Origin of the sequence: Paenibacillus aestuarii (genome assembly GCF_027789125.1) — a bacterium.
GTDB lineage: Bacteria > Bacillota > Bacilli > Paenibacillales > NBRC-103111 > Paenibacillus_E > Paenibacillus_E aestuarii.
In genome coordinates this window covers 94,663-106,360 of the sequence record NZ_JAQFVF010000027.1, presented here as the reverse complement: position 1 = coordinate 106,360, position 11,698 = coordinate 94,663, and the positions used below count along the sequence as shown (strand labels likewise).

Annotated in this window: 10 protein-coding genes; 4 read left to right on the top strand and 6 right to left on the bottom strand. The window is 54.0% G+C overall.

Going from position 1 to position 11,698, the window contains the following annotated elements; all coding sequences use genetic code 11:
- The first annotated feature begins 87 nt into the window (after positions 1-87).
- Complete coding sequence (locus O9139_RS13030) at positions 88-1,368, top strand: MFS transporter (protein ID WP_270879916.1); 1,281 nt, start codon at positions 88-90, stop codon at positions 1,366-1,368.
- Positions 1,369-1,665: 297 nt separating this feature from the next.
- On the opposite strand, the gene O9139_RS13025 is transcribed toward O9139_RS13030, so the two are convergent.
- From O9139_RS13025 to O9139_RS13015, 3 genes are all read right to left on the bottom strand, one after another.
- Positions 1,666-4,023 (bottom strand): bifunctional diguanylate cyclase/phosphodiesterase, encoded by a 2,358-nt coding sequence (locus O9139_RS13025; RefSeq protein ID WP_270879915.1) that lies wholly within the window; start codon positions 4,021-4,023, stop codon positions 1,666-1,668.
- Between the two features lie 187 nt (positions 4,024-4,210).
- On the bottom strand, positions 4,211-5,179 hold the full coding sequence (locus O9139_RS13020; RefSeq protein WP_270879914.1) for a quinone oxidoreductase family protein: 969 nt from the start codon (positions 5,177-5,179) through the stop codon (positions 4,211-4,213).
- Positions 5,179-6,267 carry a lactonase family protein gene (locus tag O9139_RS13015; RefSeq protein ID WP_270879913.1) on the bottom strand — a complete coding sequence of 363 codons (1,089 nt, stop codon included), beginning with the start codon at positions 6,265-6,267 and terminating at the stop codon, positions 5,179-5,181. Before O9139_RS13015 ends, O9139_RS13020 begins: the two co-directional genes overlap by 1 nt.
- Before the next feature lie 123 nt (positions 6,268-6,390).
- On the opposite strand from O9139_RS13015, the gene O9139_RS13010 reads away from it, so the two are divergent.
- The gene (locus O9139_RS13010) at positions 6,391-7,116 is read left to right on the top strand and encodes a polysaccharide deacetylase family protein (protein ID WP_270879912.1); all 726 of its coding nucleotides are present in this window, start codon (positions 6,391-6,393) and stop codon (positions 7,114-7,116) included.
- Between the two features lie 113 nt (positions 7,117-7,229).
- Here O9139_RS13010 and O9139_RS13005 read toward each other — a convergent pair whose 3' ends face one another.
- Positions 7,230-7,382, bottom strand: coding sequence for a hypothetical protein (locus tag O9139_RS13005; RefSeq protein WP_270879911.1), 153 nt, complete (start codon positions 7,380-7,382; stop codon positions 7,230-7,232).
- A gap of 48 nt (positions 7,383-7,430) precedes the next feature.
- On the bottom strand, positions 7,431-8,195 hold the full coding sequence (locus O9139_RS13000; RefSeq protein ID WP_270879910.1) for a MerR family transcriptional regulator: 765 nt from the start codon (positions 8,193-8,195) through the stop codon (positions 7,431-7,433).
- Positions 8,196-8,428: 233 nt separating this feature from the next.
- Here O9139_RS13000 and O9139_RS12995 point away from each other — a divergent pair, with 233 nt between their 5' ends.
- Positions 8,429-8,854, top strand: a complete 426-nt coding sequence (locus tag O9139_RS12995; RefSeq protein WP_270879909.1) for a cupin domain-containing protein — start codon at positions 8,429-8,431, stop codon at positions 8,852-8,854.
- A gap of 166 nt (positions 8,855-9,020) precedes the next feature.
- On the opposite strand, the gene O9139_RS12990 is transcribed toward O9139_RS12995, so the two are convergent.
- Positions 9,021-10,238, bottom strand: a complete 1,218-nt coding sequence (locus O9139_RS12990; RefSeq protein ID WP_270879908.1) for an MFS transporter — start codon at positions 10,236-10,238, stop codon at positions 9,021-9,023.
- 136 nt (positions 10,239-10,374) lie between these two features.
- Here O9139_RS12990 and uraA point away from each other — a divergent pair, with 136 nt between their 5' ends.
- Positions 10,375-11,646, top strand: a complete 1,272-nt coding sequence (gene uraA, locus O9139_RS12985) for a uracil permease (protein ID WP_270879907.1) — start codon at positions 10,375-10,377, stop codon at positions 11,644-11,646.
- Positions 11,647-11,698 lie beyond the last annotated feature (52 nt).

Sequence of the window (11,698 nt, the reverse complement as noted above, 5' to 3'; positions counted from 1 at the left end):
CATATTACACTTTTTAACAAATGGCTATCTGATATGCTAAGTCTACCAACACATTCGATCTTAATTACACAAAAGCAGGTGGATTGTATGACTTTTTTTCAGTTTCATCCTAACGTTCGGCTGCGTATTCTTATCAGCTTTATTACGAATACGCTCGGCAACATGGTCACACCGTTTATGGCCGTTTACTTTGCAAGGACGATGGGGACAACCGTCGCCGGAGCCGCTGCAGCAATCAGCATCGCCGTCGGGCTCGTATGCGCCACGATTGGAGGGCATTACGCCGACCGCATCGGCCGCAAGAAAATGATGGTGCTCGCCGAAGCCCTCAGCACACTCGCATACGGGGTCATGGCGCTCGCCAACTCGCCTTGGCTGCATAGCCCAACTTTGACGCTGTTGATGACAATGCTGATCAGTGCCGCCTGGGGACTCAGTAAGCCGGCCGTTGAGGCCATGCTCATCGATGTATCTGCGCCAGACACGCGCAAGGCGATCTACCGAATCAATTATTGGTGCAACAATTTGGCCATTTCTGTGGCGGGGATGATCGGCGGCTATTTTTTCAGCGATTACTTGCTGGAGCTGCTGATTGTCGTGGGCGTGATGTCGGTCGTCGCTTTGGCGGTAACGGCTATTTATATTCAAGAAACGATGCCTGAACGGCAGATAGCGCCGCATACACAGCATCCTGCCGACGCTCCTGCCGCTGCGGAGATGTCCATCGTCAAACGTTATATTGAAGTTCTGCGCGACCGCAGATTTATGATTTATATACTTGCCGGAGTTCTATCCGTGTCCGTCGAAATGAATTTGACGGGATACATCGGGATCCGCTTAGCAAATGAAGTGCATCAAACCGCCTGGCTGCCTGGCTGGTCCGCGGCCGTGGACGGCCTGCCTCTGGTCGGCTACCTGCGCACAGAGAATACGATCGCTGTCGTGCTGCTGTCTCTATTCGTCGGCCGCATGTTGAAAGGCCGCTCCGATCATCGGGTGATGCTGGCAGCGCTGCTGTGCAACATCCTCGGGTACACATATCTCGTGTTCGGCAATCAACCGTCGCTCCTCGTGCTGCTGATGCTGCTTGCGACTGCCGGCGAGCTGACCTATGTGCCAATCAAGCAGGCGCTGCTCGTTCAGCTTGTGCCGGACCACGCGCGAAGCACGTACATGGCCGTCAACAGCATGACGAACCGGGCTGCGCAAATCATCAGCGGCCTCAACGTCATCATCGGCGGCTTCGTTTCCCCGGGGGGGATGGCGCTGCTGATATTGCTGACCGGCCTGGCCGGGATTGCCCTGCTCGCTTCCATCCTGCCGAGCTTGCAGGAGAAGCAGGCCAAGACGTCCAGCTTGGCTGTGTAACAAGCGCGCTTTGCGGGGGGAGGACGTGGATCGCAGGCTCCCATAGCAGAGTCTTCCTTCCGCTATCCCCTCGCTCGCGCGCCCGCCTTCGCCGCCAACAAAAACTTTCACGACCCTCGACCGGATGACAGGCTCTAATTGGGCAAAGTCGTCTACAGGGAAATTGAAAGGGGGTCCGGCTGCAATAAGTCAGCAAAATAGGATTAGAGCACATCAAAAAACTCCCCTCCAAGCAGCGGTTTCTTATCGAACCGGTTTACCTCGAGGGGAGCCTTTCACTTTCCGCGCTTTCGCTGATTAATTAGGCGCCACAAGACCATTATTCGTATCAGATATTAAATTGATCAGCTGATCTTCAGCAACTGGCTTGCTGAAGAAATAGCCTTGCACAAAATCGCAATTCCATGTTTTGAGCAGCGCCAGCTGCTCCTCGGTTTCTACGCCTTCGGCCACGACCCCATGCCCCAATTTGTGCACGAGATCAATAATCGACTCCGTGATCGCTTTTTCGGCGGAAGCCGATGTCATACCTTGCACGAACGATTTGTCAATTTTGAGCGTATGGATCGGCAGCACCTTCAAATAGCTCAGCGAAGAGTAGCCAGTCCCAAAATCGTCCAACGCGATTTTCACGCCGAGGCTTTCCAATTTCCATAGAGCCGCCACCGAGCTTTCCAGCGATTCAATGAGGACACTCTCCGTAATCTCAATCTCCAAATGCTCCGGCTTCATTTGCGTTTCTTTCAAAATCGCTTCCACATTTTCCGCAAAATACCGCTGCTTCAGCTGCAGAGCTGAAATATTGACCGACATCAAATACGGGCGCCCAAACCGCTTCTGGAATTCCACGTTTTTCCTACATGCTTGCAGCATCACCCATTGGTCGATGTAGGCGATCAATCCCATTTCCTCCGCAATCGGAATAAACTCAACAGGTGAAATCGGGCCCCGCTCCGGACTGTCCCAGCGCACCAGGGCTTCAAATCCCCGAATGTCGCCAGTGGCTGCAGCCATCTGCGGCTGGTAATGGACGGCGAATTCATTTTTATCCAAAGCCGTACGCAGCAGCTGCTCGATGAGCGATTTTCTAGTTACGACCTCAATCATATCGCAGTCAAAAAACTGGTAGTTATTTTTCCCCAGCTCCTTCGCCTTGTACATCGCCATGTCCGCGTGCTTGAGAAGTTCCTCCCCATTCTTGCCATGGTCCGGATAGACGGCAATCCCCATGCTCATGTTCACATGGATCGATTGGTGCTGCAGCTCAAGCGGCCTGACGCAGCTGTCACGGAGCAGGCTGGCGATCAGCTCCACATATTCCGTTTGCGCCTGCTGCTGCTGCAGCAGCACGACGAACTCGTCGCCTCCAAGTCTGGCCGCAACGCCATGGGAGCCGATGACATATTGGAGCCGATACGCAAATTTTTGCAGCAGCATATCGCCGACGGAGTGGCCGAGCGTATCATTGATGCGTTTAAAGTTATCCACATCAATGAAGATAATCGCCATTTTGCCCTTATGGGCAGCAGCCTTTCCGACTGCCTGTTCCAGAGATGCGGTAAACTGTCTCCGGTTGGGCAGCATCGTCAATGGATCATAAAAAGCAAATTGGCTCAACGAGTCCATCATGTGATTGTAAGCTTCACCCAATTTTTGAAATTCATCATTGCTTGTTATGGTGACATGCTCGTTGAAATTGCCGCCGCTTACACGCTCTGAAGCCACAGCCAGCTCCTTAAGCGGGAGCGTAATCGTACGAATGATCAGGGAGATCAGGCAGGCGGTCAAAAAAATCGCGATCAGCAGCACGACCAAAGTCGTATTAAAAATCGGTCTAACACTGGCTATCAGTTCCTGGCGGTCGACTTCGCCGACGATTTTCCAGCCGGTCAGCTCATTCGTCTGAAATACGGCTTCCTTATTCGTACCGTCTCGCTGAAAGCTGATCGTTCCCTCATTTTGTTGTAAAATACGCTGAATGTGCTCGCCCTTGGCACGCTCGGCGATCGGCTCAATGGTCGACGCCACGACGATGCCGTCACGATCCACGATGTACACAAATCCGCCGCGCGCGATATTAATCTGGTTCACGCTCCGCGTCAGCTCGTCCAGCAGCAGTCCGACCCCGACCACACCTTGGCGGTCGCTAGTTGCTGCGGCAATCTGCACGACGAGGCGGTTCAGCGCCTTAGACACCCTAGGCGGGGTAATCGTCGTCCTCCCGGGATTCGCCATCGCGGCTTGGTACCAAAGCTGCTGCCGCGGATCGTATCCGGGCTCCAAGCTCATATCTTTCGGCGCCGTCATGAGCATCCCGTCTTCCGTCGCTACCGTCGTCGTATTGAGCTCAGGGTGCAGCGCTTGATGCCGATCGATCAACTCCCGGATAATCGGATCTTCCGCTGTCATGGTTTTTCCAACCTTCTCCAGATGAATCGTCTGGGCCAAAAAAGCAACGTCTCTTTCCCACAGCTCTACGTTCCGCTCGACGTTGGCATTCAACAGCTGCACATCTCTTTGGATACTTTCCATCGTATGTTCGTTGAGCTGTTTGTAGGAAGTCTGGTAAGAAATCCATCCGATCAAGATGCATGGAATACAAAGAATGAACGAGACAGAAACAATTAATTTATTGCGTACACTAAGGGAACGCACGATCATTCCACCTTCCACACAGGTTCGTTCCAAATCACTCGTAACATCTTAAGCGAAATTTGTTAGCAGACTTCCACAATTTCTATTAGATTTCTTAACACTTTTCCTAAAAATCATAGCAAAAGCCCTTCACGACCCCATTGGGTTCCATGAAAGGCTCTTCATTAACGTTAAATGAATCCCTCTGTTAGGGAATCAGCAATATTTTCCCGGTACTGTTCCGGCTCTCCAGCAGCTTGTGCGCCTCCGCACCGTCTTGAAGGGCGAAGCGCTTGAATCTTTCAGTCTTCAGCTGGCCGCTGCGCAGCAAATCGAACAAGGCGCGGGCGCGTTCAATCCGGTTCTCCCGGCTCGTAACATGGTTCCACAGATCGCCGCCGGTTAACGTCTTCGACGTATCCATCAGCATCCGCGGATCGACAGGAGCCGGATCTCCGCCGGCCATGCCGTAGAACACAACCGTCCCTTTCGTCCGTACCGCTGCAAAACTGCTCATCAGTGTCGAGCCAACGGAGTCATATGCCGCCTGAACGCCCTGCTGGTCCGCCGACCACTGCAGCACCCCGGCCGTCCAATCGCTGCCGTACAGCAGCACTTCATCGGCGCCTGCCGCCTGCGCAATGGCCCGCTTCGCATCCGTCGATGTCAGGCCGATGACCCGCGCGCCTTTGATCTTGCACAGCTGGGTCAAGAGCTGGCCGACGCCTCCTGCTGCCGCATGCACGAGAATGTCGTCTCCCGGCTGCACACGGTAGCTGTCATTGACCAAATAATGCGCGGTCATACCCTGCAGCAGCACGCCTGCCGCCTGCTCGTACGCAATGTCAGCAGGCAGCGGGACGGCGCGCTCACGCGGCACGGCAACCAGCTCTGCATTGGCATAAGGCACGTCGGCGAAGGCGATCCGGTCTCCGACCTGGATGTCGCGCACGTCTTCGGCCACTCGCTCCACAATGCCGGCGCCCTCATAGCCGAGAATGTACGGCGGCTGACCGGACAGATGGTAATTACCGCGCCTGCGGTAAATATCGGCAAAGTTCAAGCCGATCGCTTGTGTCCGCACAAGCACTGTGCCTGGCGTAAGCAGCGGATCGGGGATTTCGGCATAGCGCAGCACTTCCGGTCCGCCGAAAGTCTCAAAAATTAATGCTTTCATCACATGTCTCCTGCAGGCAGTGTACGCAGCTTCATACATACAGGCTTGGAAAGCTTAAGCTCGCTTCCCGTTGGCGTCACCTTGCCAGTTTGCGCATCGCGGCTGAAGGACACGATGTTGTTGCCGTCGCGGTTCGCAACCAGTACGAATCGTCCATCCGGTGAGATGGCGAAATTGCGCGGATGTCCGCCTAATGTTGACGCATGCTCCACGAGCGTCAGTCGGCCGCTTTGCGCATCAATGGCGTACACCGCAAGGCTGTCATGCCCGCGGTTGGAGCCATATATAAAGCGCCCGTCCGGCGAGATGTGGATATCTGCGCAAGCGTTATCGCCTTGATAATCCGCAGGCAGCGTTGATACGGTTTGAATCACGTTCAATTGTCCCGCTTCTTCCTCGTAGGCAAGCACAGTGATGGTCGCGTTCAGCTCATTGATGACATATCCGTACGGCAAATTTGGATGAAAAGCAAAGTGACGCGGACCTGACCCTGGCGTAATCGCCGTCTGGCTGTGCGGGATTAGGCGGTGATTCACAGCATCCAGCTTGTACACGACAAGTTGATCCAAGCCGAGATCGCATACAATCGCGAAGCGGTTGGCCCGGTCCAGCGTGACGGAATGCGCCCGCGGGCGGTCCTGCACCGGAAGGACGCTTGCGCCCTGATGCCGCTGAATATCGGACGTTGCGCCAATGCGCCCGTCCGGCAGCAGCGGCGACAAGCCGACCATGCCGCCATGGTAGCTGGCGACCATCAGGCACTGGCGCGCGCGGTCCAGCGTAATGTGGCAGGTCGTAGCCGGCAGTGTCACTTCTTTATTCAACAGCAGCAGCTTGCCTGCGAATGGATCAAAAGCATACGCAGCTGCCGCACCGCAGCGCTGTTGATTCGCATCGACGCCTTCCGTGAGGGCATAGATGATGTTTCTGCTTTCGTCGATATCCAAGAACGTTGGATTCGGCAACCCTGACACTTGATCAAGCAGCGTTAAGCTGCCCGTTTCCTGATCGTAGCTGCATGCATACAATCCCGTTTGGTCCGACTCCGCGTATGAGCCGATGAATGCGTATTGCTGCTTATCCTTCATAAATAGCACCTCAATCCCATTGATTTCCTATGCGCATTATCGCAAATCCGCCATCGATTGGCAAATAATCCGGGATGCACCTGCGCATCCTAATGTTTATCCAATTTTGCAAAGGAGGCGGCTATGAAAGTCGTTGTTACTCTCTGCCTTTGTTTCTTTCTGTTTGCGTCTTCCGGCCATGCGGCACCTAAGAAGGACCGGTTTTATTATGAGAACAGGGGGGATGTCGTTTGGGAAATTGCGACGACGGAGAAGGTGATCGCACTCACGTTCGACGATGGGCCGCACCCGGAACACACGCCGCAAATTCTCGATTTGCTGAAGCAATACAATGCCAAAGCAACCTTCTTTGTCGTCGGCAACAAAGTGGAGCGGTTTCCGGAGATTTTGCAGCGGGAAGTCAACGAGGGCCACGAACTGGCCAATCATACGTACAGTCACGCTTTTCTCTCCAAACGGACGAATATGAAAAAGGAAATCAACAAAACGGAAGAATTGATCGAATCCGTGACCCACACCCGGAGCCATCTGTTCCGTCCGCCCGGCGGCATTTATAACGAAGGACTCGTCAATCTGGCCAAGCAGGAAGGCTACAAAATGATCATGTGGTCCTGGCATCTGGATACCCGTGACTGGAATTCCCCAGGTGTACAGCGCATTGTAGACCGGGTTCTCAAAAATGCAAGCAGCGGTAACATCGTGTTGTTCCATGATTATATTGAAGGACGTACGCAAACCATTGCAGCGTTGAAGCAAATTTTGCCCGAACTCGAAAAGCGGGGCTACCGCTTCGTCACGGTGTCCGAGCTGCTCAGCTACGGTAAAGCTGTGCCGGCCAAGCAGCCTTGAGGCGTTTACGCTTCCGCCAAGCCGAACACCCTCCAAAGCTCATGCGCACGGAGGGTGTTTCTTCATATACAAAACGACAAGCACACCGCTATGCAGCATGCTTGTCGCTTCAGTTAATGCTCAGCTTCATCCTCCAGCTCACCGTTGAGCTGTCTGGCATAGCTTGCGATCAGTTCGAAATCAGAATGACGGAACGGCCCCGATGTCATGTTTGATTCCTCAGCTGGCGCTTGATCATCGGCCGGTTGATTTTCAACGTTTTCCATCCTCTACCGCCTTCCTTTCTGACCGTAGTATTTCCAAGCCCGCTATTATTATGAAGTGGCTCCGGTATATATGCGGATGGCGTCGCGCAGAAATTCCGCCGTCCCTGGCTGCTTGGCGTCATAGTAAGCCCGGAATCGTTCATCGTCCACGTACATCTGGGCAAGACCGGCGTGTGCCTCCTTACTGTATTCGCTCCAATAATAGGTGAGCCATTGCTTATGCAAGTCGGCCGCTTTTTGTGCCTGCGGCCCTGCGGGGTCACCGGTTGTGAATGCGACAGCCAGCGCCTCTTGCACCTGCTCCGCTAAACGAGTGACTTCGTCATACTGGGCTTGCGTCATATTTTTTACTTTCTGGTTGGACGCTTCGACTTGCTCGTCGCCATATTTATCACGAATTTCTTTGCCATATTTCTGTTCGTTCTCCTCGATCTTTTGCTGCTTGAAACCTTCGAATTTCTCTTGATCGCTCATGACTGTTCTCCCTTCCGCCAAGGCTATTGTTTTCTCGACATTCGCTATCAGCTGATCCAGTTGCTTGCGTCTTTCCAGGAGCTGCTCACGGTGCTCTATCAAAGCTTTGGCGCCATCAAATGCCGGATCTGTAAGGATGTCTTTAATCTGATCGAGCGGAACACCAAGTTCTCTATAAAACAAAATTTGCTGCAGCTGGTTAACTTCCGATTGGCCGTAAATCCGGTAACCCGAGGAACTGATTCTCGCTGGCTTCAATAGGCCGATCTCATCATAATAACGAAGCGTTCTGGTGCTGATGCCTGCGAGTTGGCCGAGCTTTTGAACGGTGTATTCCATGGCTTCTCCTCCTGACAAACTAAGCGTACACCTTGACGCAGCGTGAAGGTCAACGCCTTTTTCTTCATAATCTCGTAAGATTTTTCGTAATCCAAATCAAGGTGATCACTGAGTTTGTGAATAGTGGGAAGCTGCGAAGAGGTGAGAATCGGCTGTGGCTTGCTGTTCTTTTCCGCGGAGACCCTCCATATCATGTACAAGATGAATCATAGACACGGAGGTGTCGGGAACTTATGAGCACGAACTCGCCCAAGAGCTGCCGATTAATTCGCCCCTCCAGGCAATATCACGGCAAGCAGGGCTTCGATTATGGCGAAGCGATCTCTGCTGAAAGCGCAGGCGCGGAGAGCATCTGCATGCATATCCTCACCATCCCTCCGGGAGGCAAAGCGAAGGCTCATCTGCACGAAAGCCATGAAACGGCCATCTACATGCTGCGCGGGCAATCCGCCATGTGGTTCGGCGAGCAGTTGGAACAGCACATGCAGATCGAAGAAGGCGACTTTCTGTACATTCCTGCCGGTATGCCGCATTTGCCTTACAACCCCAGCGATGCCGACAGCTGCACCGCCATTATCGCCCGCACCGATCCGAACGAACAGGAAAGTGTGATGCTGCTTCCTCATCTGGATGCGAAGTTCAAACGAATACAGCCGTAAAAAGGGTGTCCCAGCGGGACACCCTTTGCTGTTATGCGCGTGCCTGCGGGGCGACGCAGCGAGTTTATCGCCCTGCAGCGCTCTTCGCGCTTCCATGCAGTCTGCAACGCAACTTTAGTGCCTTGCAGCGCCTTCTCGCCGCCGCGCCACCGCTCACCCGCGTTATTCACACTAAATCCGGATCGCTGCCCTTCGTCTCCTTACCGAGAAAAAGCACCGCCAGTGCGCCGAGCACAACGGCGATGAAAAAAAACATGAAGATGCTGAAGATCTGTTTTCCTTGTGCCACCATCAGCCCGACAAAATACGGCCCGAGCACGCCGCCGATGCGCCCGAAAGCTGCTGCAAGACCTACGCCCGTGGAGCGGACGCCAGTCGGGTACAGCTCCGGCGTGTAGGCGTACATCCCGCCCCAGGCACCAAGATTAAAAAACGACAAGCAAATGCCGGCGGTAATCAAGCTGCTTACCGTCTCCGCGTGGCCGAACCACAGAGCACTAAGCGCGGTGAGCAGCAGGTACAGCACAAGCACAAACTTCCTTCCAAACTTCTCTATGAAATAAGCTGCTGTAAAATAGCCGGGAAGCTGAGCCAGCGTCATGATCAGTACATACTGGAAACTTTTTACAAGACCAAAACCTTTCAACACCATAACAGTCGGCAGCCAAAGAAACATACCGTAATAGGAAAACACAACAGTAAACCACAAGATCCACAGCATAACTGTAGACCGGCGATGCCGCGCCGACCATACGGACGCAAACCGCTCGCCAAAAGTGAGCCGCTCGCCGCTCTGCTGCATGAAGCGCGGTGAGTCCCGGACGGCTCTGCGCAAATATAAGGCGTACACCGCAGGGACAGCGCCGATGACAAAGGCCAGCCGCCAGCTATAATGCGGAATGACAAAATAGGCAATCAGCGCGGCGATGATCCAACCGCAAGCCCAGAAGCTCTCGAGCAGGACGACTACGCGGCCGCGCTCACTGGCAGGGACGGACTCCGACACGAGGGTCGACGCAACCGGCAGCTCTCCGCCCAGGCCGAAGCCCGTAATAAAACGCAGCACGCAGAGGACGGCGAAGCTTGTCGCGAGCGCCGACAGCCCGCTGGCTGCGGAGAAGATCAAGAGCGTCGCGAGCAGCACCGCCCGTCTCCCGTATTTATCTGCCAGCGCCCCGGCGACAGCCGCTCCAATGGCCATGCCGATGGAATTGACGGCGGTCAGCAGGCCGATCTGCTGGGCGCTGAGCTTCCATTCCAGGGCGAGCGCCGCCGCTATGAATGAAATGATGCCGACATCCATCGCATCGAACAGCCAGCTGAGCCCCGTGCTGAAAAGCAGCTTGCGCTGCGCCGGCTGCTTGAGTTCAATCGCTTTATTCATGTAAGTTTTCTCCATATTCTTCATTTTACTGCCATTATTAACTAACCGGCAAATCCTTATGCAAAAGTGTAGTACAGAAATTGCCCTATTGTGGTAAGATAGCGTACAGAGTTAATAAAGAGGAGGTCATTTCAAATTGTCACGCATCATTCAAGTTGATGAACGCCCTTCATGGGGGGAGAGCATTCCGCTAAGTTTGCAGCATTTATTTGCCATGTTTGGTTCCACTGTTTTAGTCCCGATCCTGTTTAAAGTCGATCCGGCCACTATTCTGCTCATGAACGGTATCGGCACCCTGCTTTATATCTGGATCACGAAAGGGAAGATCCCAGCCTTTCTCGGTTCGAGCTTCGCCTTTCTATCTCCGGTTTTTGTAGTTTTATCGAGCAAAGGCTACAGCGCAGCACTTGGCGGCTTCCTCATCGTCGGCCTCATTTTCACCATCGTCGCCTTGCTGATCCGGGCTGTCGGGACCGGATGGATCGATGTCGTCTTCCCGCCGGCGGCCATGGGCGCCATCGTCGCCGTCATTGGCCTCGAGCTGGTGCCGACTGCAGCAGGCATGGCCGGATTGATCGCGCCAAGCGGAGCGCCGGCAAACTGGTCGATCGATTCGCCCACGGCGACAGTGTCCATTTTCACCTTGCTTGTCGGTATCATCGGTACGGTTATGTTCCGTGGTTTTATGAAAGTCATTCCGATCCTGATCGCCATCGTCGCGGGATACGTCCTCGCTGCACTGATGGGGCTCGTGCACTTGGCTGACGCGTGGAACGCAGCTTCATGGTTCCAGCTCCCGACGTTCACGACGCCAACCTTTGATTGGGCGAGCATTTTGGTCATCGCGCCAGCGGCGCTGGTCGTGATCGCCGAACATATCGGCCACTTGATCGTAACCGGCAATATGGTCGGCAAAGATTTGTCCAAAGACCCCGGGCTCAGCCGCTCCTTGCTCGGTAACGGGATCTCGACGATGATTTCATCGCTTGTCGGCTCGACGCCGAACACTACCTATGGTGAAAATATCGGCGTTATGGCGATTAGCCGTATCTACTCCGTGTGGGTAATCGGCGGAGCAGCGATTTTGGCTATCGTCCTCTCCTTTATCGGTAAAATATCCGTGCTCATTCAAACCATCCCGACCCCGGTGATGGGCGGCGTATCCTTGCTGCTGTTCGGCGTGATCGCCGCTTCGGGGATCCGCATGCTGGTTGAGACCAAAGTGGATTACAGCAAGCCGGTGAACCTGATTTTAACGACAGTTGTGCTCGTTATCGGCCTCAGCGGAGTTACCTTCAAGTGGGGTCATTTTGAGATGAAAGGCATGGCGCTCGCGACAGTCGTGACCATCGTGCTGAGCTTATTTTTCAAACTGCTGGACGTACTAAAACTTTCCAATGAAAAATAAACACCACCGATGGTTTAGCCGGTGGCTACCCTCAACCCGATAGCGGCGGATG

Excerpts from the sequence above, each read along its gene's own strand:
- O9139_RS13030 (WP_270879916.1), top strand. The coding sequence starts at position 88 with ATGACTTTTTTTCAGTTTCATCCTAACGTTCGGCTGCGTATTCTTATC.
- O9139_RS13020 (WP_270879914.1), bottom strand. The coding sequence starts at position 5,179 with ATGAAAGCATTAATTTTTGAGACTTTCGGCGGACCGGAAGTGCTGCGC.
- O9139_RS13015 (WP_270879913.1), bottom strand. The coding sequence starts at position 6,267 with ATGAAGGATAAGCAGCAATACGCATTCATCGGCTCATACGCGGAGTCG.
- O9139_RS13010 (WP_270879912.1), top strand. The coding sequence starts at position 6,391 with ATGAAAGTCGTTGTTACTCTCTGCCTTTGTTTCTTTCTGTTTGCGTCT.
- O9139_RS13005 (WP_270879911.1), bottom strand. The coding sequence starts at position 7,382 with ATGGAAAACGTTGAAAATCAACCGGCCGATGATCAAGCGCCAGCTGAG.
- O9139_RS13000 (WP_270879910.1), bottom strand. The coding sequence starts at position 8,195 with ATGGAATACACCGTTCAAAAGCTCGGCCAACTCGCAGGCATCAGCACC.
- O9139_RS12995 (WP_270879909.1), top strand. The coding sequence starts at position 8,429 with ATGAGCACGAACTCGCCCAAGAGCTGCCGATTAATTCGCCCCTCCAGG.
- O9139_RS12990 (WP_270879908.1), bottom strand. The coding sequence starts at position 10,238 with ATGAATAAAGCGATTGAACTCAAGCAGCCGGCGCAGCGCAAGCTGCTT.